We start from the raw sequence: 24,175 nt of genomic DNA, 5'->3' as shown, positions 1-24,175 counted from the left end.
CTGGGAGGAATGCGGTTGCGACGCACCCAGAGACGTCAGGATCGCATGGAATGCGTCAGCGGCAATTTCGCGATGTCATCAAACCTGACGCGATGTGACGTTGTCGATCAAGAGCGGACGAACTCGAAGACGTCCCGAGAAATAGTGCGCTGTCACTCAAGACGGATTACGCTAACAATGGAGCCGAAGGCGCTGCTCTTAATTCAGTGGAACTTGATGCCATTCGACGTCTGGCGGCAGGTGAAGAGATCCGAACCCATGGCAGGTCAGTAAATCTCCTGCGGACACAGATCCGAAGTGCGCGGGAGCCAAGCGACCCAGAGTTAGGCTTCCAACGGACGTTTCGACAAAAGGGCCGGCCGCCTGAGGAGACGCGATCGAGGATCAGGCGACGAGCGCTCCGCTGTGACACAAGTCACATGTCACGCGCTTTTCACGAGACAGGTCGCCTCCTCGCAACTAGCTTCCGCACGCAAAATGGATTGGCGCTCGTATGCCGTGGAGTCTTGCGTAATGAAACTCGACATGTCGACCGAAATTGATCAAGTGATCCTCATCTTCAAAGATCCAGGCCGGCGGTTAATTGTTCGTACCGTTCACGAGGCTGCCAACGCTTTGATCAAGGAATGGCCTTCGGACGATGGCGAGGAATTTTTGTCGGCAGTTAAAGCCTGTCTCGACGTCATGGTTGGAAAAGCAAGCCGCACTGAATTAAGAAGCGCTATCCTACGGGCCGCCAACGAAGCTGGTGTGGCCGCGGTCGCCGTTCTTCATTGATATCTGCGCTCGGGGCAGCGGGGATAAGAGATGCCGGTTCAGCGGTCCTAAGCCTTCCTCAGAAAATCTCTCAAACTGAGAATTTTTGTAACGCCGCGATGTAATGCGTCCGCGTCGATGACGTCACGAACTCTTTGCGCATCCTTGGCTGCAAGGCTTTCGGCAGGAGTCCACCTCGTGCTCAATGTTCGAGCGTCCTTGACTGCGTTTCCAAGCTCGGCGTCGGTAAATCAATTTTGCGCTTTGCGGCCCTGAGGCCACCACCTCAGGAACAATCGCAAGGGCCTACGAGCTAATGGTTCAGTCGGGCGTAAGCGTAATCGGAGCGTGGCGCTCTCCTATCCCTCGGGTCCGAGGTTGCTCACAGCCTTCAAGCTTTGACGCGGGGTTCGAATCCCTGCTCCGACAACCATATTCGACACAATCGAACAAATCCCGGCGATCTCTCGTCGGACTTTGGTCCCAGGAAGCACGGACCACGTTTTTAGCCCGTTCCTACAATCTACCGCGCTGTCGTTCGCATGACCGATCTTGGTAAATTCCGACCTAGTGAAAGTTTCGACTTTTCACCTTGAGCGTATCGATGTGGAGGTCCGGGATATAGATATCCCTCGTCTGCATCGCAGGCTTGGAATTATCCCGCGGGTCCGGCCCGCTACCATGCTTGACCTGATCGCCACGCCCATGAGGCAGCGGAAACTCTCCGTCGCTCGCCCCGATGTTCGCGAGGTTTGACGACAGATCGAACAACCTCTGGGCAACTAAGTGAACGACCTCGCCTTCCCGCTGGATTTTGCCGTTTACCGCCATCATGCTCGCACCCATCAATATTCGGCGCTGACGCTCGAACAACGATGGCCAAACGACTGCATTGACGATCCCGGTCTCGTCTTCGAGTGTCAGGAACATGACGCCCTTGGCCGATCCCGGCCGCTGCCTGACGAGAACGAGGCCGGCCGTCATCAACCATCGACCATCCCTCTGGTTCATCGCCTCTGCACAGGTGACAATACTCTTCTTCGCGAGTTTGCTGCGCAGGAAGCTGACCGGATGCCGCCTTAGCGTCAGCCCCGTATGCGTGTAGTCCTCGACCACCTCCCTGCCATGCGTCATGGACTTCAGCCTCACCTCGGGCTCCTGCATCTCCGGGATTGTCCTGGCTTCGCGTGCGGCCGCCGCCGCCCATAGTTCGAGGGGTTCATCGCGCAGCGCCTTGATGTCCCATTGCGCCTGACGTCGCTCGAGGTGCAGCGACGAAAAGAAAGCATTGGCTTCGGCGAGCTTCTCGAGAGCCGCGACCGGGACACCGGAGCGTCGCCACATGTCGTCGACGGAGGCGAAGGGCTGGTCGGCGCGGGTGATGACGATCTTGGCGGCGTCATTCATCACCAATCCTTTGACCATCCGCATCCCCAATCGAACGGCGAAGCGGTCGGACCCTTCGATCGGCTCCATCGTGCAGTCCCAGCGGGATCGGTTGACGCAGACGGGTCGGATTTCCACGCCATGTTTTCTGGCATCCTGAACGATCTGGGCGGGCGCGTAAAAACCCATCGGCTGGCTGTTGAGCAGCGCGGTGCAGAAGGCATCCGGATGATGGCATTTCACCCAGCAGGACGCGTAAGCGATGAGGGCAAAGCTCGCGGCATGGCTTTCCGGAAAGCCGTAGGAGCCAAAGCCTTCCAACTGTCCGAACGTCTGCTCGGCGAAATCCGGCGTATAGCCGTTGTTGATCATCCCCTTGATCAGCTTGTCCTTGAACCTCGAGACTCCGCCCGTAAATTTGAAGGTCGCCATCGATTTCCGCAGCTGGTCGGCCTCGCCCGCGGTGAAGCCCGCGCAGACCATGGCGACCTTCATGGCGCTTTCCTGGAACAGCGGCACCCCGAGGGTCTTCTTCAGCACCGCCTCGAGTTCGGGGGTCGGATAGACCACCTTCTCCTTGCCTTCGCGCCGGCGGAGATAGGGATGGACCATATCGCCCTGAATAGGACCGGGGCGGACGATCGCCACCTGGATCACCAGGTCGTAAAACGTCTCTGGCTTGAGGCGTGGCAACATCGCCATCTGGGCTCTGGATTCCACCTGGAAGGTCCCGAGCGTATCGGCCTTGCGGATCATCGCGTAGGTCTTCGATTCCTCCTGCGGGACATCTGCAAGTCCCATGGCAAGCCCCTTGTGTTCGGCAAGCAACTCGAATGCCCTGGACATGCAACTCAGCATGCCCAGACCGAGGACATCCATCTTCATGAATTTCAGGGCTTCAAGGTCGTTTTTGTCCCACTCGACAACCTGACGATCTTCCATTGCGGCCGGCTCGATCGGGACAAGGTCATCGAGCCTGTTCTGTGTCAGCACGAATCCGCCCGGGTGCTGGCTCAGATGCCTCGGCGCGCCCATCAATTGCGACGACAGCTCAAGTGCCAGGCGCAGACGATAATCAGCCGTGTTGAGATTGTTCTCCTTCAGCTGCTGCTCGCTCACCCCTTCGGACCAGCCCCAGACCCCTGAGGACAGCTGTTCGATCAGGTCTTGGGGCAGGCCCAGCGCCTTGCCCACGTCCTTCAGAGCCCCTTTGGTGCGATAGCGGGCGACTGTGCAGACGAGTGCGGCCCGCGAACGGCCGTAGGTCTCGTAAATCCACTGGATCACTTCCTCACGCCTGTTGTGTTCGAAGTCGACGTCGATATCGGGCGGCTCGTCGCGCTCGCGCGAGACGAAACGTTCGAACAGCAGGTCCGACGTCTCGGGATCGATCGACGTGATACCCAGACAATAGCAGACCGCGGAATTGGCCGCCGATCCTCTGCCCTGGCAGAGAATTCCCTGCGAACGCGCATACCTGACGATATTGAAAACGGTCAGGAAATAAGGGGCGTATTTCATCTCCCGGATCAGGTCCAGCTCGTGAAGGATCGCCTTCCTGACCTTTTCCGGAACGCCTTCGGGATAGCGCTCGGCCGCCCCCTCCCAAGACAATTTCACGAGCGACTGTTGCGCATCGAGGCCCGGCACTATTGCTTCCTCGGGATACTGATACTCGAGTTCGGAAAGATCGAAACGACAGCGATCGACGATCTCGCGCGTGCGGGCCAGAGCTTCGGGATAGTCGGCAAACAGCCGATGCATTTCCTCCGGCGGCTTGAGGAACCTGTCGGCGTGCCGCTCGCGGTCGAATCCGACGTCGTCGATGGTCGTTTTATTGCGAATGCAAGTGACGATATCCTGCAGCTGCCGCCGCCCGGGCTCATGAAACAGGACGTCGTTGGTAACGACGGTCTTCACTTTATGACGCGCTGCCATGTTCGATAGATTGTGCAGTCTGAGGCGATCATTAGGGCGGCGGCGAAGGCAAAGGGAGACGTAAGCGCGATCACCAAAGATTGTGGCGACCCTGCGTAATTGACCCGCATAAATATCGTCTGCCTCATCGGGTACCAGGATAGCCAGCAGCCCTTCATTATAGGCTTCGACATCGGTCAGATCGAGGATGCACTTGCCTTTGCCGCCGCGGCTTTTGCCGAGCGAAAGCAATCGGGTCAGCCGGGAATAAGAAGGGCGGTGTGTCGGGTAGACGAGCAATGACATTCCGTCCCTCAGGTCCAGACGGCACCCGACGACAAGCCGAACGCCCACCGTTTTGGCAGCCTCCCAGGCGCGGACGATCCCTGCGAGGCTGTTGCGATCGACGATACCGAGCGCATCGATGCCATAGATGGCGGCTGTCGCAAACAACTCCTCGGCCGAACTCGCTCCCCTGAGAAAGCTGAAATGCGTCGTCACCTGGAGTTCGGCATATCTCATCCGAATACTCCATGCAGAAACCATTTGTGCGATCCCGTTGCGACATCGAGGCCGTCGCCGGCGCGGAAGACCCAGTATCGCTCGCCGGTTTCGTCTTCAACGACGAAATAATCGCGGACGGCCCGCATCTCCAACGGCGTTGTCCACCATTCCCCAAAGATGCGCTCGGGTCCATCGGCCCGCTTTACGCGGCGACGCTTTCCCCTCCACGTGAATACCGCCGGCGGCTGGTCCGGCAGGACTGCGATAACCTCGATCTCCTCCGGATGTGGCAGGAGACGTGATGGCCTCGGCCATTTGGCGGCCCATGTGGCTCCGGTCTCCTCGATAGTCGGTCCGATACGCGCCACCGAGCGCTCGGGGACATCTGAAGCAACGGGAGTAACCCGATAGAGACGCTGGCCACGGTTGCCGAGGATATCGACCAACGGCGTGACGTCGACCACCTGCTCTTCGATCAGAGACGAGGCGATCTGCTTCTCTTCGAGGGGTTCTGCCATAATCGCAACGAGGACCATCCGTTCGATCCCGTAGCCTGGATCGATTTTCTCGATGCGGTCGCAGAGCAACTTGGAAAGGCGGGCGGGATCGCGAACAGGCTTGGCAAGCCCGGCGCGTAGGCTCTGGCGCGTATTGTCGACGCGATGGATGACAAGGTCGGACCGCCTGACGCCAAGCCCACGCTGTTCCAACTTCGCCGTCAGCTGGTTCACCAGGCGGAGGACGTATTTGGCAATGGTTTCGGCAGCTCCAATCGGTTCCTGGAAATTGCGCGACACCTCGACCAGTTCGAGCGTGCGCAGCGGCTCGATCGGTTCGGCGACGCGGCCGAACAGCTGGTCGAGCCGCCGCCCAGGTTCCGGGCCGAACCGCAGTGTCAGCGGAGCCCGCGGCAAAGCAGAGAGTTCGCCGACCGTTTCGATGCCCATTACCCTGAGACTGTGAACAGTGTCCGGTGCCAAGCGCAGACAGTGGATCGGCAATCCGACCACCGCCTTCGCAACATCCCCGATCGGGACGACGGTCGTCTCGGCCGATGTCAGGCGGGCGAGCGCATGGGCCGCACCCCATGTATCTGCGACAGCAGCCCTTGCGGTGAGGCCGCGCGCGCGGAGCATGTTCACGAGACCAGAAATTAGACGTTCCTCGCCGCCCTGCAGATGGTCGGCCCCTTCCGTGTCCATGACGATGCCATCGGTACCGTCCACTGCGACGGCCGGGCTGTATTGTCGCAGCGCCCAAAGTGCCAGACGTTCGAGCGCAGCAGCGTCCGCCGTGGGGTCGGCATCGACGACCACGAGAGTGGAGACCATGGCCTGCGCCTTGCTCGCCGGCATGCCGATATGGAGGCCAAGCTTTCGGGCATTGCTATCGGCAGCCGATATCCAGCGCTTCGATCCGCTTTTGGCGATCACCACCAGAGGCTGGTCAGCCGGAACTCCGTCCTTGCCATGCCGTCTGATCCGGTCCGTCGGCAGAAACGGGAAGTAGACAGATACGACCCTCGGCATCACAGGCTCCTATTTTGAACTCAGCACACTCGCCTGATTTCACGCGCATCAATTCGGCGAGCCACCTAGCGCGGCCTACGCCGGCGACAGGTAACGGCTCGGAGGGCAGCACGCTGATCCGCCATCTCGTGGTCGATGCGGTCGGTTGACCGTAGTCAGAGGCCTCGGACTGTCTTCGCCACCTCCTAAGGGCGATGGCCATCGTTCCGGTCTTCTCGGCCGCAAGGTGCAGGCGGCGCGACGCCGTCATCGGCAATCGGACCAGTTCCCCGACCACAGCTGCGAGACCACCGAACGCTAAGCCCTCTTCCATTGACGCCAGGACATCCTCCTCGCGGTCGCTTTCGCAGAAGATGACCCGATCTGGGTGCAGGCCCGCCTGCGAGACCGCCGGAAAAAACAGGTCGGGCCTCGTCAGGCACCAAAGCACCTTGCCCTTCATTCGCGCCACTATTCCGGAAACCATTAAAGCGGCGGCTGCGCCATCCACCGTTCCCGTCCCGCCACCTGCGAACTCGTGCAGAGCGCCGCAGACCAGTCCGCCGCCAGGAAGGGCCTGGTCGATTTCCGGAACGCCGAACGGCAAGATAGCCGCCTTCCGACCAATGTCGCCCCCCAGGTGCGCGATGCGCTCCCTCAGCTCGGATATGATGGTGTTGGCGCTCATCTGGGCCATGGCCGGTCGTCATCGCATTCAGTTCATGTCTCGCCAAAAGCGATCTTGTTCTTTATTTGTTCCCAATCGGCATGTAAGTCAACGCGCATGTTCGGGTGTATTTTCCTAATCCACACACCATTCACAGGACGCAAATTGTCGATAAATAAGCATTTTCAATTGATTGAGCAAAAGAAGCTCACGGCCCCGAGAAAGCAATAGATGGGAAATAATACCTACGGACCGAGCGTGACGCTCCGAGAATTTCGCCAGCCCATTATAACGGTGGAATGTCGCGCCTGCGGCCGGAGGGAGGAATTCGACCGCCAGGTCCTCGTCAAACGCTACGGAGCGAGCTTGAGCTTTCAACAGCTCCGGAGGCGTGTGGCAATGGGATGTCCGAGGATGGTTTCCTCGGACGGCATCGACCGGTGCGAGACTCGCTTTCCGGATTTGATCGACACTGGCATATGTTCGACGACAGAGGGCCCTGGCTAAACTACGACGACAGCGTTGGCAATTTGCTCGGTGAAGGCGTCCTGAATCAAAACCTCAACATCAAGTCGTAAGCCATTGAAAAATGATTCGTTTCGAGTCGGAACGAATCACCTTCGCACGTCTTTGAGTCGTTGATCATCGATTCGGAGTGTCGCGTCGTGGCGTCAGGACACCGTGCCCAGTGGAAGGGCTTTCTGAAAGTTGGAGAAGTCAGCTGCGGGGTGGCCCTCTACACGGCTGCCTCTACTGCTGAACGCATTACCTTCAACACCATCAACAAAGCGACGGGTAACCGGGTGAATCGTATTTTCGTCGACAGCGAAACTGATGACCCGGTTCCGAAAGAAGAGCAGACGAAAGGCTTCGAGATCGACGATGGTCGCTACATCATGATCGATCCGGAGGAGATCGCAACCACCGTTCCCCAGAGCAATAAGACGCTGGAAATCGAAGCCTTTGTCCCCTGCTCCGAGATCGACGACGTCTATTTCGACAAGCCCTATTATCTGACGCCCAGCGACCGAATTGGCTCAGCCGTGTTCACGCTGCTACGCGACGGTATGAAGAAATCAAACGTTGCAGCAATTGCCCGAACAGTGCTGTTCCGAAGGATGCGAACCGTACTCGTTCGCCCTCACGGCAACGGGATGATCGCCACGACTCTGCAATACGATTATGAGGTACGATCTTCGAAGGCTGCATTCGAAGGAATACCGAAGCTGAAGATCGAGGGCGAAATGCTCGATCTTGCCAAGCATATCATCTCCACGAAGATCGGCGAATTCGATCCCGCCACCTTTGACGACCGCTACGAACAGGCAGTGGCAGAGCTTGTGAAGGCCAAGATCGAAGGCAGGTCCCTGCCGAAGCCCAAGAAGGTGCAGGTTTCGAAGCCGAATGACCTTTTGGCAGCCCTTCGTGAAAGCGCAGGCCTCGCAGGCAAATCTCCCGAACCACCCAAACGCACGGCCGCCAATGCCAACAAGGGCACTGCCAGGCAACCTGCCTCGCGCAGGGCCGCTAAAACCGCAACGCCAGCCGCCGCGCAGCGGAAGGCCGGATAGGAGCACGCGCGATGGCACCCCGTCCCTATTGGAAAGGTTACCTCAAGCTGTCGCTGGTCACCTGCCCGGTCGCAATGTCGCCGGCGACATCGGAATCGGAGAAGGTGCGGTTTCACACGCTCAATCGCGCCACCGGCAATCGCGTCGTCTCGCAGTACATAGACTCCGTCACGGGCAAACCGGTCAAGGACGAGAACGAGGCCAAGGGCTACGCACGCGGCGAGAACGACTATGTAATCCTGACGGACGAAGACCTGGACTCGGTGGCGCTCGACACAGTGCGAACGATCGACATCGAGAAGTTCGTGCCTGCCGATTCCATTGGTTGGACCTATCTGGAGAAACCTCACTACCTGACGCCCGACGATCCGGTCGGCCAGGAGGCCTTTTCCGTCATTCGCGACGCCATGAAGGCGTCGAAGGTTGTCGGCGTGTCGAAGCTCGTCATCGGACGAAGGGAACGGGCGGTGATCCTCGAACCCCGTGACGAAGGCATCGTGCTCTGGACCCTTCGCTTCGGCGACGAGGTGCGTCCGGAGGAATCCTACTTCGAAGGGATCGATCCCGATTGCGAGAAAGACGCCCTTCCCCTGGTCGAGAAGCTGATCAAGCAGCGGACGAAACATTGGTCACCGACCATGGTCACCGATCCCATACAGGAAGCCTTGCTGGCCCTCATCGAGGAGAAGAAGAAAGCACTGAAACCGAAGAAGACCACCAAAGGCAAGAAATCCGAAGCCGCTCCGGCCTCCAACGTCGTCAACATCATGGATGCCTTGAGAAAGTCGGTCGAGAAGGACCTGAAATCGCGTAAGGCTGGATAAGGAGGAATTCAATGAACGACATTGCATTCGCACCTATCAGGGAAGTCGCAGTCGGTCTTCCCGATGCAGATCATTTCAGCACCGCCACGACCGTCTCTGGCATGATGGGGATATTGATGTCTGAGCGCTGGCCGAAACGGGCGAACGACACGGTATGGCAGCATGCGCTTGCCACATGCGTGAGAGCTGTCCAGCTTGAGACAGATACCACGAAGGCCAGAAAAGCCTTCGTCGCCGCCGCAAGGGATGCGGGCTTAAAGGTTCTCCCGGACGACGAACAGAAGCCAAGAATCCGAGCTAGGTCGTCGGCTAGCCGATCGACGGTGCAATGGAGACAACCGCACACGAAGCGCGAAAGACACAGCCACTGACCGAGCTTTCCCTGATGCGGTTTTACGATCCCGCTCGACACCTGTCGTCCCGAGTGGTTCTATCCCCTGGGGCACTGAGATTCAGTCTTTCTCCTCTTGCAGAGCGTCAACATGGACCCAGATCAGCACAAGTGGCCAGCTCGCGAAGTCGAGGGACAGCGTAACCCATCCGTCGACCGGCACAGCCTGCTTCCGGGGGTGGTTTTGCCTCGTCGCTTCGTTCCAAGCAACATCGCCAAGATTAATGATCACCGCGGCTGTGCTGACCACATGGAAGCAGCTAGGTCGGTCTGGTCACGATTGGGAACCAGAACTTGAAGGTCCCGATGGTACTCAAAAGATCGGTCAGCGCTTCCTTCCGACCTTCAATCGTGAGGCCTCCCATCTCCCCAGCTTTGGTGGGGTCACCTCCCATAAGAACGGCGTTCAACACAGCTCCTGAGGCCTTCAGCGTGGCATCGGGCGACGGATCAAGTCGAGTTCGCGAATTCAGGACGCTGTTGCGGAGCACGAGGGAGCGCTTTTCTCCGGTGCCGTCGACCTCGAAGTTGATCTTGATTGTCTTGCCGGCCGCCTTCTCGGCGTCCAGCGCGATACCGAGGTAGTCAAAGGTCATCTCCAGAGGGATGTTCTTGACAAGGTCGGGTGAGGTTCCAATCGCCATTTCGATCTCCGGAACGCCCTTGCGAAGTTCGACCGCTCCCATTGTGTAGAAATTTCGCCAGGTCGCGGCCTCCGACTGGTAGGCGAGTTGATCGAACGCATCGGCCTGAAGATTGCGGGCATCCAAATTATTCGGCTCGGCGTAGACCACGTGCTCGAGCAACTGCGCGACCCAGCGGTATTCGCCCTTTTCGTAGGCCTCGCGGGCCTTGCCGACGATGGCGTCGGCACCACCCATCATCTCGACATAACGCGGGGCTGCGTCCTTGGGGCTAAGCGGGTTCAATTCCGCCGGGTTTCCGCTGTAGTAGCCGAGGTAGAAATTGTAGACGGCGCGGCTGTTATGGCTGACAGTCCCGTAGTAGCCGCGCGTCGCCCAGTTGTTGGCGAGTTCAGGCGGCAGTTCGACCATGGTGCCGATCTCCGGCATCGTGTAGCCGGAATTGGCGAGATGAAGAGACCGGTCGTGGATAAACTTGAATACGTCGCGGTATTTCTCGATGTGGTCGTTGATCTCGGCGTTACCCCAGACGGGCCATTGATGCGGCGCATAGAGCACCTCGGCCTGATCGCCCCACATATCGAGCGTCTGGTTGAGGTACTTGACCCATTTCGAGATGTCGCGGGTCTTCGCACCCCGGAGGGTATAGAAATTGTGAAGCGTGTGGCAAGCGTTCTCGGCAGTGCAGAGGGCCTTCAGCGCGGGCGTGTAGAAGTGCATTTCGCTTGGCGCTTCGCTGCCAGGTGCCATCAGGAACTCGAACTCAAGCCCGTCAATGGTCATCTTCTCGCCAGTCTTCGTAATGAAGGCGGTCGGAACGATGAGCGTAGGCGGATCGTCTGCGCCACTGATGCCGAGGCCAGAGCCGAGCGTACCGTCCGGTCCCTTAGGAAGGACCATCCCGTATTGATAGCTTGATCGCCGGATCATCGCGTTTCCGGCGTAGAGGTTCTCGCTCACCGCTTCTTCGGTGAAGCCGGCCGGCGCAATGACCTTTATCTTCCCGGCGGCCACATCTTCGGCTGTGGCCACACCACCGATGCCTCCGAAATGGTCGATATGGCTGTGCGTCATGATGATCGCCACGATCGGCTTCTTCGGGCGATGCTGGTAGTAGAGGTCAAGGCCAGCCCGCGCTGCCGAAACTGTACCGCAGCAGTCGATGATAATGAGGCCAGTATCGCCCTCCATGATCGTCATGTTGGCAACATCAAGGCTCCGCAGCTGGTAGAGGCGGTCTACGACTTTGAAGAGGCCTGATAAGCCGTCCAGCTGGGACACGCGCCAAAGACTTGGGTTCCATGTGTCGGGCGGTGGCTGGTCGAGGGGGATAGCGAATTTCTTTGCGTCGAACGCGATCTTGCCGTCAGGGTCCTTGATCACTCCATCTGGGAGTCCTGCGATGAAGCCACGCTGCGCCAACTCGAAGTCCGTGCGATCGTTGAACGGCAGCTCCTCGAGCACCTTCTTGTTAATAGCTAGGGTGTGTTGTGTCGGAGGCTTGGGTCCGCCATCCTGGGCGAACGCGGATGAGATCGGATTGAGAGATGCCAAGTTTGTATCGCTGGCGGTCCAACCGCCGATGGCTGCAAAAGTTGAGGCTGTCAGGAATTCACGGCGATTCATTGCAGTTCCTCCGATTGCTAACGTAATTGTGGCGATCTCCAGATCAAAAGCGGAAGACGACGCCCAGGATGGGCCCGTGTTCGACAATGTCGTTGGTGAGACTGCCGTTGGAGTAGTCGACGCCGAGTGCGCGGTAGCCGATGACGGCGGAGATCGACTCCTTCCACTTGTAGCCGACACCAGCCATGATATCCCAGTCGAGGTCGGCTCCGCCCGCTCCGATGTAGCCCCACCCCGTTAGATAGATTTCTGGCGTGAGGGAGTAGACGCCGCGGAAGCCTGCCAAGCCGTCAACCCATGTCGCTTCATCTGTTCCCGAGGTTCCGCCAAGAGGTCCTCCGGCGAATGATATGGTCGTCTCCGTCCACCAGAGCTTCGCACCTACGACCGCGTCGAGCCTGCTCTCCTCGTTGCCGATCAGCGTATATCCGACACCCAGCATTGCGCTGAAGGTCTCCTGCTTGAGGTCGACGGAGTCCGCCAGCACACCGCGAGGCGTCGCGGAGTCCGAGGTAACGCGGGCGTATGAGATGTCACTCAGAACGCTGAAGTATCCGTATCTCAGCTCGCCGGCTCCCATGAAACCGAAGTCGACGTCCTTGAGGATGTCGCCGAAACTTTCGCTGCTGTGCACCTCGGGAAGACCGAACACGGCTGTGTCACCGGTAATCCCGGCGATCCAGAGATAGGGCGAGAACGCAAAGGTGACGCGGTTCGGATCACGCTCAGCCGGACTTGGAGCGGTGACAGGAAGCGCGTCTGCGGCGAGACTGCCGGAGGCAGCCGCTATGACGGCAGTCATCAGTAGCTCAGCGGGGATCGGTATCCAAAATGACTTTGGCATTGTCCCCCCGTTCATGCCGCCGAAGTGAGGTTAATCGGCCGGTTTGGTACCGCCGTCGCTCTCTGGTTCGACCGCATAAGCTCTCCCCCACGTTGAGCAAAGACTGTGCAGAGTGACAGAATACAACCAAAACTGAACGTTGCAAGTCAGGGCGAGAAGCTGGCCGGGAATCACTTTGCCGAACGTGTAGCCAGTCTAGCGTCGACACGATAGCCGTCTTAATCCAGCCCCGGCACGCTATGTCGTCCGCCCCCGTATTGGGTTCAACCTACGATTTGCGAACATGCATGAGCAGAGTCGGCCTCATATCTGGTTTGCTGAGGCTATAAACCTCGTACGAGGCATCCGGGTCATCAATCCACGGACTGCAAATTCTGAGCGGCCTTGTCCAACTAAAACCGAAACCTACCGTGCCCCAGGGGTTGAGGGAACCTTATCGAGGACAGCCGGTTCCTCCTCGACAGAGAAGGAGCGCGACGATGACCGATCCCAAGGACAAGCCACAGAACGACCCGGTACCGTCCACGAATTGGAAGCCGAGCCCACCGGAAATGGACCTCGAGCCGATCCCTTCGCCAGATCAACCGGGCGAATCTGGCACCGAGGATGCGGACGCCCCGCCGGCACGTACTGGAATGTCCCAACAAACGGAGAAACCGGCTGAAGCGGCTGGCGATGATAATCCGGTTCATCACACCGGGCGGGTTCCACCAAAGGTTACGCCTGGCGTCTGAACCTAGCCACCCGGGTCATCTATTGCTGATTTCTTAGGAAAGGAGCCTGCGCGTGTCGGATGGAAATCAAGGCCCGAGCTGGTGGTTCGCGTGGGTCGGGCATCACAATACAAACGCCGGCATGGCGCGCTTTCTGGCATTGCCTGTAGGCTTCATCGTGATCTTTGGTACCCTCATGTGGGCGATCCTGCCGTGAAGAAGGGCTCCAGCGGCCAGCTGTGACTTCTCCGACTGCGGCAGCCGCGGCAAAAGCCATTAAACCTCCGCCGATTCACGATGACGCTACCCCACGCCTTCTAAGGGGTTGCGTGACGTTGTTGACGAAGCTCTATCTACGAGCTGGAACCGTGAGGCCTGGAGGGAGTTGGGTCAGATCAACGGCGCGGGGAATGAGATGTCGAAGACAGACTGGCCAAAAGAGCCGATTACGGACGAGATCATGCAGACGCTCGACCGCATTCTCCGGGATTGGTGCGCAGAAACAGGTGTCTCTCCAGACAGTGCCGAAGCGCAGTCGAAAGCCAAGACACTCGTCGATTGGTTCGAGTTTGGCGTACGGGGCGAGGATGACCTCGCTCGGGTCATCAGAGATGACATCCAGCTTCCGGACGCTTCCACCGATCTAGGTGGACCTGAGGGTCGGACAACATGAGCTTTCAGCGAAAATTGTTCGCCGCGTCTGCACTGGCGATCTTGGTCGCGCTGCTTGCGATAAACCCCTTCGGCAAGAATCTTGTAGACGTTCGACCCATGCAGCCCATTGTCGAGAACGTGCATTAATCGCAAGTGTGCATGCGGCCTCCCTGCGCCATCGGTAACGGATGATTAATTTAGACGGAACTACCCCCGAACTTCCTTCGGTCTGCGGATGCCGAAATGGTCACAGGCGATAACGGACCTGCTTGATTGCCCCTGACCATGCAGCTCACGCAACATACAAACGACGCCCGCTTCAAGCAAAAGCCGAAACGGGCGTAGTAAGCGCCGGCTACGAGATTCACGCTTCAGAACAGACCACGCCGGTCCGCTTGGTTTCGAGCCTCAATGGCAGATAGCCGTCAGAAGTCCCACCAGACCGGGACCCAACGGAAGAGATTGCCGGCAGCCGCCACGCGCCCCACGGAGGGGAACGGCAAATGCGTCGAAACCAGCCACGAGCCATTGGCGGCAAGTTCCTTCATCAGACGAAGGCGAACACGGGTTGCCTCCTCTGGATCGTGCTCGAATCCGTTGTGCCATTCCGGATGATCGAACGAAACCGGAAATATGGCGTCGCCCGCGAACATCAGTCGCTCGCCGCCAGACTCAAGGCGGACTACGCTGTGTCCGGGGGTGTGGCCGCCGGTACGAGTGACGACAACCCCCGGTGCTACCTCTGCCTCTTCGTCGAACCTTCGAAGATGGCTGCCGTATTCGCGAAGGAAGTCGAGAGAAGCCCGTCGTGCCAGTTCGACAAGGGCCGGCGGCATGGCGGTACGAGAGAAGTCGGGCGACTTCCAGAACTCGGCTTCAGCGGAAGACACGTGTATTCGAAGGCCCGAACGCAGCCGTTCCTTCACTCCCTCGGCCAGCAATCCGCCGACGTGGTCGAAGTGCATATGGGTAAGAACTACGTCGGTCACGGCCGCGAGATCGATCCCGGCTGCCTCCAGCCGCTGGACAAACAAGCCCGCACGAGGGAAGTCCGGATATTCCTCCCCCAGACCGCTGTCTATCAGTATGGTTTGCGCGCCGCTGCGCACAACGATCGCATTTAAAGCCCAGTCGAAAGCGTCTTTCGACAAGAACATGTTGTCCAGCCAAGCCGAACGGGTTGCCGCGTCGGCGTTGGTGGCCATTGACTCGGCCGGCGGCGTAAGCACGCCGTCGCTGATCACAAGAACGTCGATGTCTCCGACACGCACTGCATAACGCGAGGGGACCAGTTCGTTCTGCGGGATACCGAGCATAGCTCCAGTGATCGATGTAGTGGTGGGTCTTGCTTCTACCGTTGACATAATAGGCTCCAAAAGTGGTTGGTGAGAGCTGTCGGTCATAGGCTGCAGGAGAACCCTAAATCGAGGCCAGGGGGTGGTCGAGGTATGCTTAGGTTTGGGACCGACGCGAGCATAGCGCCGCGACCTAATCGGCTACGCTTCCAGCAGACCCCACCAACAGTCGTTGTCTTCAAAGTGCGTGATCGAAGGCACCCGTTTTCGACTGACCCTTCCCCGACCGTGGTTACTAACCTTGGTATATCTATTTCTCCTCACGGTAGGTCGCATACGATCCGCGTCGGTCATAGGCAGGATCAACAGCCAAGGAGAAGCATGATGCGAAAGCTCGCGACCTTTTTGTTTTGCTCGGTGCTGATCGCAGTACCGGCCGCTGCGGCGGACAAGCCTCGCAGCGCCAAAGTCTCCGTGGTCTTCGACCACCCTCTTCCCAACGTGCCAGGCAAGAGCGTGCGCGGCGTGCTCGTCGAGTATGGGCCAGGTGGGCGTAACCCCTCCCATACCCATGCCAAGAGCGCGTTCATCTACGCTACCGTCATCGAAGGCGAGATCAAAAGCCAGATCAACGACGGTAAAGTGACGATCTATAAGACAGGCGAAAACTGGACCGAAATGCCCGGTGACCACCATCAGGTCAGTGCCAATGCCAGCGATACGAAGCCGGCCAAAATTCTCGCGGTCTTCGTTGTCAACACGGACGAGACGAAACTCACGATGCCGGATCGCGCTACCGATTAGAGTTGGGAACGGCACTGACCCTTTCAAACCACATCTTCTCTGAACCCGGGCGGCCACATCCGAACTTTGATGTGCCGCCCCTGAACAAGGTATGGACCCATGAAAATCGTCATTATCGGAGGCTCCGGCCTGATCGGGACAAAAGTTGCCGAGCGCCTGCGAAAGCAGGGACACGAGGTACTTCAGTCCTCTCCTTCTACTGGTGTGAACACTATCACCGGCGAGGGCCTCGACGGCGCGCTTGCCGGAGCAAACGTCGTAATAGACGTCACAAACTCCCCCTCGTACGAGCCTAGCGCCGTGCTTTCGTTCTTCGAGACATCAACGACCAATCTGCTCAAGGCGGAGCGCGCCGCTGGTGTTCGCCACCATGTCGCACTCTCCATCGTCGGGATCGAGCGATCTCCAGACAACGGATACTTCAGGGCGAAACTCGCACAGGAAGCACTCATCAAGAAGAATGCTGTTCCCTACACGATCGTGCGCTCGACGCAGTTTCTCGAGTTTCTGGGGGGCATCGCGGACAGTTCTACGGTTGATGGAACCGTCCACGTCCCTCATGGCGCGTTCCAACCGATAGCCGCGGACGAGGTCGCGGGCTTCGTCGCGGAAGCGGCGACCGCTAGCGCCGAGAACCGAACGATAGAAATCGCCGGCCCCGAGAAGAAGCCGATGAGCGATTTCGTGACCGAATATCTCGCTTCCATCGGAGATACTCGAAAAGTCCTTGTCGATCCTCAGGCGCGGTACTTCGGGACGCTGGTCGATGACCGGGCGCTGGTTCCGTTAGGCACGGCGAAGCTTGGAACGCTCGACTTCAGGACATGGCACTCGCGACGCTCCCAAGCCGCAGCCTAAGTGAGGAAAATCCGGCCGCCGGGCGCGTAGGACCGTGACCGGCGGCCAATTAGGCCTGCCAACAGAACGTGTTGAGAGGATAGGGCCATGGTCGAATTGCCCAGACAGGAAACATTTGGCAAAAGTATAGAGCCAGAAGGGCAGAACGAGGACGCGGAGCCGCAAACGTCAGAGCCCCTCTCGCAGGTGCGGACCCGATCACCAAAACTTTTGCTCAAGAAAAGCGCGTACGCGATCGCTGTTGTTGCAGCGGCGGGATATGCCGCTCACTTCGGCTACGACTACTGGACGACTGGCCGGTTCATAGAGTCGACCGACGACGCCTATGTTAAAGCGGATTATACCACCATCGCCCCCAAGGTAGCCGGTTACATCAAGGATGTTCTGGTCAACGACAATGATTTCGTGAATGCGGGTCAAGTCGTTGCGACGATTGAAGATCGGGACTTCCAGATCGCCCGCAATTCCGCGCGAGCCGACTTGCATGGCGCAGACGCTGCGATTGACAATCTCGACGCCCAGATCGAACTGCAGGCATCGGTTATCGAGCAGGCAAGAGCATCCGTCGAGGTGTCCAAAGCGTCTTACAACTTCGCTAAGGGAGATGCGGCTAGGAACGCGCTGCTAACCTCGAACGGATCGGGGACTTTGTCGCGCGCGGAGCAAAGCAAATCCATCCTGGACCAGGCTTCCGCGGCGGTTGAGCGCGATCAAGCCGCTCTCGTCTCCGCTCAGAGCAGGGTTCAGGTCCTGAGGACGCAGCGTGATCAAGCGGTAGCTCAACGGGACAAGGCCACGGCTGCCGTCGATCAGGCAGAGGTCAATCTCTCTTATACCCGCATTGTCGCAGCCGTTGACGGGACGGTCGGCGCGCGATCGGTCCGGGTCGGACAGTTCGTGACACCAGGTACGCAACTAATGGCCGTCGTACCCTTGCATGCGGTCTACATCGTGGCGAACTTCAAGGAAACCCAGCTCACACACATGCACCCCGGACAACACGCTGAGATCAGGGTGGACAGCTTCCCAAAACTGAAGATCAAGGGACACGTCGATAGTATTTCTCCCGCCAGCGGCTTGGAGTTCTCCTTGCTTCCACCCGACAACGCGACCGGCAACTTTACGAAGATCGTACAGCGTATTCCGGTGAAGATTCTCATCGACGACGAGCGTGTCTCCGCCACCCTTCGGTCCGGCATGTCTGTAGAGCCGCAAATCGATACGAAGGACGCCTACGCGCCGGAAGCTCCATAGAATTTCCGAAACGAAAGCTGACCCGCACGATCAAACTACGAAGAGGCATGGCCATGGCTGCTCTTCTAATTTCGACGAACCAAAATCGTCATATTCCAATGTCACACGCCGCCAGCACGTTTCGGGTTTGGTGTGCCGTCGTCGCCTCGACACTCGGCGCATTCATGGCTGTTCTGAACATCCAGATCGTCAATGCGTCGCTCGCCGACATTCAGGGTGCGATCGGGGCCGGGAAGGATGACGGCGGCTGGATATCCACGTCCTACCTGATCGCCGAGATCGTCGTCATTCCATTGAGTGGGTGGCTCGCGCGGGTGTTTTCCGTTCGTAACTACCTTCTCGCCAGCGCGATCCTCTTCCTCGTCTTCTCTGTCGCATGTGCGTTTGCGACCAATCTCGAGCAGATGATCGCACTCCGCGCCGTCCAGGGTTTTTCCGGCGGAGCGCTGATTCCGATGGCCTTCACCATTATCATCACCCTTCTTCCCAAACCGAAGCAACCGACAGGGTTGGCGCTTTTCGCGCTTTCAGCCACCTTCGCGCCGGCCATAGGACCAACGATCGGCGGCTACCTGACGGAGAATTACGGTTGGGAATTTATCTTCTACGTGAACCTCGTCCCCGGAGTGATCATGGTCGTCATGCTTTGGGCATCGCTCGATCGCGCGCCCATGGACCTACGCATGTTGGCAAAGGGAGACTGGCTCGGGATCGTCACGATGGCCATTGGCCTCGCCGCCCTACAGACAGTGCTTGAAGAAGGGAACAAGGAAGATTGGTTCGGTTCGGACTTCATCGCACGCCTGTCGATTGTCGCGGCAATTGCGTTGACCCTTTTTCTAATCATTGAATTCAGGAGCGATCACCCACTGCTCAACCTCCGGCTTCTCGCCAGGCGAAACTTCGGGTTCGGGATCGTCGCGAATTTTCTGCTTGGAATGGCACTCTTTGGATCGGCCTTCATCCTGCCGATCTACCTTTCCCGCGTGCAGGGTTACAACTCGCAGCAGATTGGGGCGGTGCTTGCCTGGACGGGCATCCCGCAGCTCCTCCTGATACCGCTCGTTCCGCGACTGATGAAGCTTTTTGACGTCCGCCTTCTGATCATCCTTGGCTTCGCGCTGTTTGCGGCCTCGAACTTTATGAACGTCTACATGACCGTAGACTACGCGAGCGACCAGCTATTCTGGCCGAACGTTGTCCGCGCCATCGGTCAGGCCCTTGTCTTCACCCCGCTATCGGCAGTCGCCACCGCGGGAATCGAAGAGCAAAACGCCGGGTCGGCATCCTCGCTATTTAATATGATGCGCAACCTCGGTGGCGCGGTGGGGATAGCGTCATTGCAGACCTTTCTCACCAAGCGCGAACAGTTTCATTCCAACATCTTGACGAACTCGATCAGCGCTTTCGACGAGATATCCCGTAACCGCATTGCCAAGCTGGCGGCCCACTATTTGAGCCATAGCGTCAGCGATCAGGCCGCCGCGACGCACAAGGCTATCGTGACCATCGCCCTCAAGGTCCGACAGCAGGCAAACATCATGGCGTTCAGCGATACGTTTTTCCTGATGGGAGCGGCACTCGTCTTTGCGTTGGTAGCGTCCCTTCTGCTGAAGAAGCCCGGCCAGCTTTCCGCAGGTGGAGGGCACTGAGACACCTTCGACAGATATAGGTCAACCAGACGCCAAGACTGCCCGGAATGTGATTTCGATGAGTTGCTCGGGGAATGCGAGCCGGGAGATTCCGATCAAGTTGCTGGCGCACTGCGGCAGCTCAGCCCTGTAAATTTCTTTCCGGACTTTTCCGGCTACCGTGAAGGCGGCATCGACGTCCAGAACGTACAAAGTCTCTTCGACTACGTCGTCAAAAGTGGCTCCAAATTTGGCGAGAAGAACCGCGGCATTGAGATAGGTTTGCCGCATCTGGGGCTCCATATTCAAAAAATTCACAGGACGCCCGGATGCATCCAACTCCGCAGGAGCTACGAGGTCGCCATTGCTATCGTGGCTGAGTTGCCCGGAAACATAAACGACATCCTTGACCTGGACTGCTTGGCAGTAGCCATAGGCTGCTTCCCAAGGGACTCCGAAGTTGGCGACTTTCTTCGAGGGTTTCATAATATCTCCTCCTCTCGCGTTGTCCGGTGCTGGGCCGCCGCTTTAAGCGCTAGTCACGGTGACCCGCTCGACAGGGTCGCGCGCGTACCGATGCCTACCATCGATATCCTTCGTAAGGCGCGGGCGCGCTCTCAACAAGTAAACTGAAGTTTGGGTACTCTTCTTCCGAGGTCTGGTGGTGGCGCACCATTGGGTCGTCACTCGAAAGCGGCACGGCTGCCACATTGAAGAAGCGTTCCTTCGGCGTATAATGCGCCCTTCCGTCAACAAGCCGATCGCCCGAACCCGAGCGAAAGGGTCGTTTGTGGGTTTTCGACCGGAGGGGCCAATGTCTGAAGGCAAGCCGCTGTCGCGGGTTGATTTCCAAGGCGACCGCGACCTCGCGGAGCTGGCACGGGACCTTGTGGAAGCGTTGCCTGGTCACGTGTGGTCAGCGGACCGCGACGGCCAGTTCACCTACATCAACCCGAGCATGCAAGAGTACTTCGGGCTCGAGTCCTCGAAGGAAGGATTTGACTGGCTGGAGCACGTATATACGGAAGACTATGACGCCGCCTCTGCCAAGTGGCGGCACTCGCTGCAAACCGGCGAGATTTTCGAGAGCGAGCATCGCTTGACCGGCGCGAACGGGGAACATCGATGGTTTCGAACCAAGGGACGGCCATCGAGAGATACACTCCACCGTGTCGCCGCATGGCACGGTCAGAACGTCGACATCGAGGATCAGAAAGCGGCCGAGGAGGAGCTGAAGGCGCGAACGGTAGAGCTATCCCTACTCGTCGACATGGTTCCAAGCCACCTGTGGCGGTTGACGCCCGACGGGATGACGACGCTGGTCAATAAGCGCATGGCCGATTTTCTTGGCCTTGATTTGTCTAATGTAAGCACCCTCGAGTCCGTTATGGACACCATGTTCCATCCGGATGACGTCGAACCTGTAAGCACCGAACTTACCCGGTGCCTGGCCACCGGGGATAGTTTCTCGATGAGATATCGGCTGCTCCGAGCGGATGGGGTATTTCGGTGGATGTCTGGCAGAGCGGAACCACTGCGGGATCAGGAAGGAAACATCGTTCAGTGGTTTGGCCTCTGCCACGACATCGAAGACCAGGTGCAAGCGACGGCCGCTCTGCGTCGTTCGGCGGAAAAACTTGCGCAGGCAACGCAAGCAGCCAACCTGTCGCAACTTTCGGCGTCGATCGCCCATGAAATCAATCAGCCACTTGCCGCCATCGCCGCTGACTCCGACGCCTGTTCGCGATGGCTGTCGATCGACCCGCCGAACGTCGAGAGAGGCAAACTGGCTGCAGCCCGTATCGCCGAGGACGTCGTGGCGGTAACTAATGTCGTCGGCCGAATCCGCGCCCTGTTTCAGCACAAGCCCCAACCGCGAACAGTCGAGGATATAAACCATTTGATCAACGAGGTTTTGAGCCTCATGTCGGACGAAATTGCCGCGACGACCACCCGCATCGACACCGAACTCAATCCAAGCCTGCCGCCGGTTCTCGTCGACCGCGTACAAGTGCAACAGGTACTGGTAAACCTGATCCGGAATGGAATTCAGGCGATGGACAGCACGAACCCGATGCGATTGTTGAGGATTAAATCAGATCGAGACGGCCCAAGCGCCGTTGGCATCTCGGTTGAGGATTCTGGAAGCGGGTTCGGCGATCCGGACCGCGTTTTCGAGCCGTTCTTCACGACGAAGAGCACCGGGATGGGAATGGGACTTCCGATCTGCCGTTCAATGGTGGAATCCCACGGGGGCCGTCTTTGGGTGAAAAACAATGAGACGGTGGGCGCGACGGTCGCGTTCACGTTGCCGATCGAGGCTCCCAACTAGACAAGTCTAGGCCAACGAGCGTGGCAGGCGCTCGCGAAGGCTCCGTCCATTGTACCCGCGGCCTGTTACGTACATGGCCAGTAGCCAGGCGGCAGCGATCATTCCGCTAGAAACCGCCGCCAAGCTCACATAGCCAGAAGCCTCGATCACGACGCCTGCAAAAACAGGACCTGCTGCAAATCCGAGGAGATTGGCAGAACCTGCCGCTGCGGCCCACCGTCCGGTGGAATCGAGCGCGGCAGCCAGACCGAACAGATACGGCAGCGAAAAGTAATAGAGTACGGCCGAAGCAATGACCGCAGCACTATAGACGATGGGGTCGCGCCAGAGGCAGAGCGCCAGCGCGACAAAGATGTAACCCACGCAGAAGCCCGTTATCGGAATCGCCCTTCCCCAGCGAACGTTCAGCGTCGTAGCAGCGCCTGCTCCCGCCAGACCGACGAGCGTTGACGCGGTCAGTATGTACCCCACCGCGCTTGTAACGAGGCCAACCCGTTCGCCCAAAGGGCCGCTAAATGCGAATAGCCCGGCCGAAACGGCCACGTAGAGAACAATTGCACCAAAGAGCAGCATTCCGAGCAATGGCCTGCCCGTGGCAACGCCGCTTTTGCCGTCGTCGCTCACCGCGCGGTTGTCTGGGATGAGTAAAAGAAGTGGCGCGAACGCCAGGGACGTCGCCGCGAGGAGGGTGAAAATACCACGATGAGCAAACGCAGCGGTGACTTCGCCACCGACGCTGAAGAGCGCAACACTTCCTATCGCCCAGATAAGTTGGAAGTAGCCAAAGACCTTCTCAGGGTTCTGGCAGTGAGCAGCTACGATACTGAGCGATATCGCGTAGAGAACCCCTTCCCCGATGCCCGCCAATCCTCGCAAAAGCACGAGTGCGTTCCATCCGCCGACGAAAATGGATGCGCCTTGCGCCGACAGCGTTAGAACGATCGCGAAAAGGCTGCCTTGTCTGTAGGAAAACCGTGTCAAGTTCGGGGCGATCAGGATCGCCGCTGCCGCGAGACAGAGCAACTCGACCGACGCCACGAAACCAGCATCGCGCTCAGACAATGAAAGGCCGTCGATCAACCCTGCGACAACAAAAGGCGACATTTGAGGAACGAGGCCGCCGATTATCTGGCAAGCGATTGCACCGATCACCAACGAGGGGGGATCGCGAGATGCGACGGTAATGCCCGAAATATCGCCCATGTCCGGCGGTTCCGACCGCGTCTATTCACCAGTCGAAACCCTACGCCTTCACTCGGCGCATGTAAATCAGGCGTCCACACCGCATTCATGCTGGACGATCTGGCCAAGCTTCTCCACCTTGCGGGCGAGATCGGCGAGGGATCGGCTCTCCATCTTTTTCATCACGCTCATCCGATGCAGCTTGACCGTCATCTCGCTGATCCCCAGCTCGTAAGCGGCTTGCTTGTTCATGAGACCGCTTGCGATGAGCAACATCACCTCCCGCTCCCGCCGTGTAAGCGTATCCGCCAGTGCGCATAGGCGGTTTCGCTCGTTCAGCACCCGACGACGCTCCTCATCCAGCTTGATCGCCTTATCGACTGCCTCAAGCAAGTTTTGAGCCGTGAATGGCTTCAAGATGAAATCCGCCGCCCCTGCCTTCAGAGCGGTGACGCTGGACGGAACATCGGCGTGCCCGGTCAGGAATATGATGGGCATTCGGCTTCCCGAGGTTATCAGTTCATGTTGTATCGCAAGGCCGCTGCTGTTTGGCATCTGAAGATCGAGGACTATGCATCCCGGTCGCCCCGTGTCCGCCGCTTTGAGGAACTCAGTTCCACTGGCAAACGCGGATGCCTGCTTGTGAGAGGCCATGAAAAGGTCAACTAGCGATTCCCTCATCCGTTCGTCGTCATCGACGACATAGACAATGGGTTCGACCGTTGCTTCCGCTTTGGGACTCAAAGCTGCCATGGTACGCCTCCCCGCCGGGGTACTTGTCTGCCAAGACCTGTCGGACCATTGCGCAGCAGTC

General features: G+C 58.5%; 22 protein-coding genes. 12 read left to right on the top strand and 10 right to left on the bottom strand.

Annotated elements, in window-relative coordinates; all coding sequences use genetic code 11:
• Window positions 1–513: 513 nt before the first annotated feature.
• On the top strand, window positions 514–777 hold the full coding sequence (locus tag JNB85_RS19260; protein WP_220335908.1) for a DUF982 domain-containing protein: 264 nt from the start codon (window positions 514–516) through the stop codon (window positions 775–777).
• 546 nt (window positions 778–1,323) lie between these two features.
• Here JNB85_RS19260 and JNB85_RS19255 read toward each other — a convergent pair.
• The 3 genes from JNB85_RS19255 to JNB85_RS19245 are packed head-to-tail and all read right to left on the bottom strand — an operon-like array spanning window position 1,324 to window position 6,768.
• On the bottom strand, window positions 1,324–4,581 hold the full coding sequence (locus JNB85_RS19255) for an error-prone DNA polymerase (RefSeq protein ID WP_220335907.1): 3,258 nt from the start codon (window positions 4,579–4,581) through the stop codon (window positions 1,324–1,326).
• Window positions 4,578–6,092 (bottom strand): Y-family DNA polymerase, encoded by a 1,515-nt coding sequence (locus JNB85_RS19250; RefSeq protein WP_220335906.1) that lies wholly within the window; start codon window positions 6,090–6,092, stop codon window positions 4,578–4,580. Before JNB85_RS19250 ends, JNB85_RS19255 begins: the two co-directional genes overlap by 4 nt.
• Window positions 6,010–6,768 (bottom strand): ImuA family protein, encoded by a 759-nt coding sequence (locus JNB85_RS19245; RefSeq protein ID WP_220335905.1) that lies wholly within the window; start codon window positions 6,766–6,768, stop codon window positions 6,010–6,012. The genes JNB85_RS19250 and JNB85_RS19245 overlap by 83 nt, the downstream gene beginning before the upstream one ends.
• Window positions 6,769–7,403: 635 nt before the next feature.
• On the opposite strand from JNB85_RS19245, the gene ku (JNB85_RS19240) reads away from it, so the two are divergent.
• The 3 genes from ku (JNB85_RS19240) to JNB85_RS19230 are packed head-to-tail and all read left to right on the top strand — an operon-like array spanning window position 7,404 to window position 9,504.
• The gene (gene ku, locus JNB85_RS19240) at window positions 7,404–8,309 is read left to right on the top strand and encodes a non-homologous end joining protein Ku (protein ID WP_220335904.1); all 906 of its coding nucleotides are present in this window, start codon (window positions 7,404–7,406) and stop codon (window positions 8,307–8,309) included.
• Window positions 8,310–8,320: 11 nt separating this feature from the next.
• Window positions 8,321–9,133 (top strand): non-homologous end joining protein Ku, encoded by an 813-nt coding sequence (gene ku, locus JNB85_RS19235; RefSeq protein WP_220335903.1) that lies wholly within the window; start codon window positions 8,321–8,323, stop codon window positions 9,131–9,133.
• Window positions 9,134–9,144: 11 nt separating this feature from the next.
• Window positions 9,145–9,504, top strand: a complete 360-nt coding sequence (locus JNB85_RS19230) for a DUF982 domain-containing protein (protein WP_220335902.1) — start codon at window positions 9,145–9,147, stop codon at window positions 9,502–9,504.
• A gap of 81 nt (window positions 9,505–9,585) precedes the next feature.
• On the opposite strand, the gene JNB85_RS19225 is transcribed toward JNB85_RS19230, so the two are convergent.
• From JNB85_RS19225 to JNB85_RS19215, 3 genes are read right to left on the bottom strand one after another with little or no spacing between them, the layout of a single operon-like run.
• The gene (locus JNB85_RS19225; RefSeq protein ID WP_220335901.1) at window positions 9,586–9,774 is read right to left on the bottom strand and encodes a DUF3302 domain-containing protein; all 189 of its coding nucleotides are present in this window, start codon (window positions 9,772–9,774) and stop codon (window positions 9,586–9,588) included.
• Between the two features lie 10 nt (window positions 9,775–9,784).
• Window positions 9,785–11,794 (bottom strand): alkyl/aryl-sulfatase, encoded by a 2,010-nt coding sequence (locus JNB85_RS19220; RefSeq protein WP_220335900.1) that lies wholly within the window; start codon window positions 11,792–11,794, stop codon window positions 9,785–9,787.
• A 43-nt stretch (window positions 11,795–11,837) separates the two neighbouring features.
• Window positions 11,838–12,596 (bottom strand): hypothetical protein, encoded by a 759-nt coding sequence (locus tag JNB85_RS19215; RefSeq protein WP_223216537.1) that lies wholly within the window; start codon window positions 12,594–12,596, stop codon window positions 11,838–11,840.
• A gap of 521 nt (window positions 12,597–13,117) precedes the next feature.
• Here JNB85_RS19215 and JNB85_RS19210 point away from each other — a divergent pair.
• From JNB85_RS19210 to JNB85_RS19200, 3 genes are all read left to right on the top strand, one after another.
• On the top strand, window positions 13,118–13,372 hold the full coding sequence (locus JNB85_RS19210) for a hypothetical protein (protein WP_220335898.1): 255 nt from the start codon (window positions 13,118–13,120) through the stop codon (window positions 13,370–13,372).
• A 52-nt stretch (window positions 13,373–13,424) separates the two neighbouring features.
• A complete protein-coding gene (locus JNB85_RS19205) occupies window positions 13,425–13,568 on the top strand; it encodes a hypothetical protein (protein ID WP_220335897.1) in 144 nt (47 codons plus the stop codon).
• Between the two features lie 198 nt (window positions 13,569–13,766).
• Window positions 13,767–14,024, top strand: a complete 258-nt coding sequence (locus JNB85_RS19200; protein ID WP_220335896.1) for a TipAS antibiotic-recognition domain-containing protein — start codon at window positions 13,767–13,769, stop codon at window positions 14,022–14,024.
• Between the two features lie 406 nt (window positions 14,025–14,430).
• Here the strand turns inward: JNB85_RS19200 and JNB85_RS19195 are convergent, their stop codons facing one another.
• A complete protein-coding gene (locus tag JNB85_RS19195; protein ID WP_220335895.1) occupies window positions 14,431–15,369 on the bottom strand; it encodes an MBL fold metallo-hydrolase in 939 nt (312 codons plus the stop codon).
• A gap of 315 nt (window positions 15,370–15,684) precedes the next feature.
• Between JNB85_RS19195 and JNB85_RS19190 the strand changes: the two genes are divergently transcribed.
• From JNB85_RS19190 to JNB85_RS19175, 4 genes are all read left to right on the top strand, one after another.
• Window positions 15,685–16,104: a cupin domain-containing protein gene (locus JNB85_RS19190; RefSeq protein WP_220335894.1), complete on the top strand. Its 420-nt coding sequence runs from the start codon at window positions 15,685–15,687 to the stop codon at window positions 16,102–16,104.
• Window positions 16,105–16,203: 99 nt separating this feature from the next.
• Window positions 16,204–16,962: an SDR family oxidoreductase gene (locus tag JNB85_RS19185; RefSeq protein WP_220335893.1), complete on the top strand. Its 759-nt coding sequence runs from the start codon at window positions 16,204–16,206 to the stop codon at window positions 16,960–16,962.
• An 87-nt stretch (window positions 16,963–17,049) separates the two neighbouring features.
• Complete coding sequence (locus JNB85_RS19180) at window positions 17,050–18,216, top strand: HlyD family secretion protein (RefSeq protein WP_220335892.1); 1,167 nt, start codon at window positions 17,050–17,052, stop codon at window positions 18,214–18,216.
• Window positions 18,217–18,269: 53 nt separating this feature from the next.
• Window positions 18,270–19,868, top strand: coding sequence for a DHA2 family efflux MFS transporter permease subunit (locus JNB85_RS19175; RefSeq protein ID WP_220335891.1), 1,599 nt, complete (start codon window positions 18,270–18,272; stop codon window positions 19,866–19,868).
• Window positions 19,869–19,889: 21 nt separating this feature from the next.
• Here JNB85_RS19175 and JNB85_RS19170 read toward each other — a convergent pair whose 3' ends face one another.
• Complete coding sequence (locus JNB85_RS19170; RefSeq protein WP_220335890.1) at window positions 19,890–20,333, bottom strand: Rid family hydrolase; 444 nt, start codon at window positions 20,331–20,333, stop codon at window positions 19,890–19,892.
• Between the two features lie 328 nt (window positions 20,334–20,661).
• Here JNB85_RS19170 and JNB85_RS19165 point away from each other — a divergent pair, with 328 nt between their 5' ends.
• The gene (locus JNB85_RS19165; RefSeq protein WP_220335889.1) at window positions 20,662–22,179 is read left to right on the top strand and encodes a sensor histidine kinase; all 1,518 of its coding nucleotides are present in this window, start codon (window positions 20,662–20,664) and stop codon (window positions 22,177–22,179) included.
• A gap of 6 nt (window positions 22,180–22,185) precedes the next feature.
• Here JNB85_RS19165 and JNB85_RS19160 read toward each other — a convergent pair whose 3' ends face one another.
• Window positions 22,186–23,382: an MFS transporter gene (locus JNB85_RS19160; RefSeq protein WP_220335888.1), complete on the bottom strand. Its 1,197-nt coding sequence runs from the start codon at window positions 23,380–23,382 to the stop codon at window positions 22,186–22,188.
• Window positions 23,383–23,448: 66 nt separating this feature from the next.
• Complete coding sequence (locus tag JNB85_RS19155; protein ID WP_220335887.1) at window positions 23,449–24,114, bottom strand: response regulator transcription factor; 666 nt, start codon at window positions 24,112–24,114, stop codon at window positions 23,449–23,451.
• Between the last annotated feature and the right edge of the window lie 61 nt (window positions 24,115–24,175).

The sequence above is a fragment of the Rhizobium mesosinicum genome (assembly GCF_019511345.1).
Lineage (GTDB): Bacteria > Pseudomonadota > Alphaproteobacteria > Rhizobiales > Rhizobiaceae > Rhizobium > Rhizobium mesosinicum.
Note: the sequence above shows the minus strand (reverse complement) of the source record. Positions and strands in the feature narration are given on the sequence as shown.

Coding starts and splice junctions, on each gene's coding strand:
- JNB85_RS19260 (WP_220335908.1), top strand. CDS start 514: ATGAAACTCGACATGTCGACCGAAATTGATCAAGTGATCCTCATCTTC.
- JNB85_RS19255 (WP_220335907.1), bottom strand. CDS start 4,581: ATGAGATATGCCGAACTCCAGGTGACGACGCATTTCAGCTTTCTCAGG.
- JNB85_RS19250 (WP_220335906.1), bottom strand. CDS start 6,092: ATGCCGAGGGTCGTATCTGTCTACTTCCCGTTTCTGCCGACGGACCGG.
- JNB85_RS19245 (WP_220335905.1), bottom strand. CDS start 6,768: ATGGCCCAGATGAGCGCCAACACCATCATATCCGAGCTGAGGGAGCGC.
- ku (WP_220335903.1), top strand. CDS start 8,321: ATGGCACCCCGTCCCTATTGGAAAGGTTACCTCAAGCTGTCGCTGGTC.
- JNB85_RS19230 (WP_220335902.1), top strand. CDS start 9,145: ATGAACGACATTGCATTCGCACCTATCAGGGAAGTCGCAGTCGGTCTT.
- JNB85_RS19220 (WP_220335900.1), bottom strand. CDS start 11,794: ATGAATCGCCGTGAATTCCTGACAGCCTCAACTTTTGCAGCCATCGGC.
- JNB85_RS19215 (WP_223216537.1), bottom strand. CDS start 12,596: ATGACTGCCGTCATAGCGGCTGCCTCCGGCAGTCTCGCCGCAGACGCG.
- JNB85_RS19210 (WP_220335898.1), top strand. CDS start 13,118: ATGACCGATCCCAAGGACAAGCCACAGAACGACCCGGTACCGTCCACG.
- JNB85_RS19200 (WP_220335896.1), top strand. CDS start 13,767: ATGTCGAAGACAGACTGGCCAAAAGAGCCGATTACGGACGAGATCATG.
- JNB85_RS19195 (WP_220335895.1), bottom strand. CDS start 15,369: ATGTCAACGGTAGAAGCAAGACCCACCACTACATCGATCACTGGAGCT.
- JNB85_RS19190 (WP_220335894.1), top strand. CDS start 15,685: ATGCGAAAGCTCGCGACCTTTTTGTTTTGCTCGGTGCTGATCGCAGTA.
- JNB85_RS19185 (WP_220335893.1), top strand. CDS start 16,204: ATGAAAATCGTCATTATCGGAGGCTCCGGCCTGATCGGGACAAAAGTT.
- JNB85_RS19180 (WP_220335892.1), top strand. CDS start 17,050: ATGGTCGAATTGCCCAGACAGGAAACATTTGGCAAAAGTATAGAGCCA.
- JNB85_RS19175 (WP_220335891.1), top strand. CDS start 18,270: ATGGCTGCTCTTCTAATTTCGACGAACCAAAATCGTCATATTCCAATG.
- JNB85_RS19170 (WP_220335890.1), bottom strand. CDS start 20,333: ATGAAACCCTCGAAGAAAGTCGCCAACTTCGGAGTCCCTTGGGAAGCA.
- JNB85_RS19165 (WP_220335889.1), top strand. CDS start 20,662: ATGTCTGAAGGCAAGCCGCTGTCGCGGGTTGATTTCCAAGGCGACCGC.
- JNB85_RS19160 (WP_220335888.1), bottom strand. CDS start 23,382: ATGGGCGATATTTCGGGCATTACCGTCGCATCTCGCGATCCCCCCTCG.
- JNB85_RS19155 (WP_220335887.1), bottom strand. CDS start 24,114: ATGGCAGCTTTGAGTCCCAAAGCGGAAGCAACGGTCGAACCCATTGTC.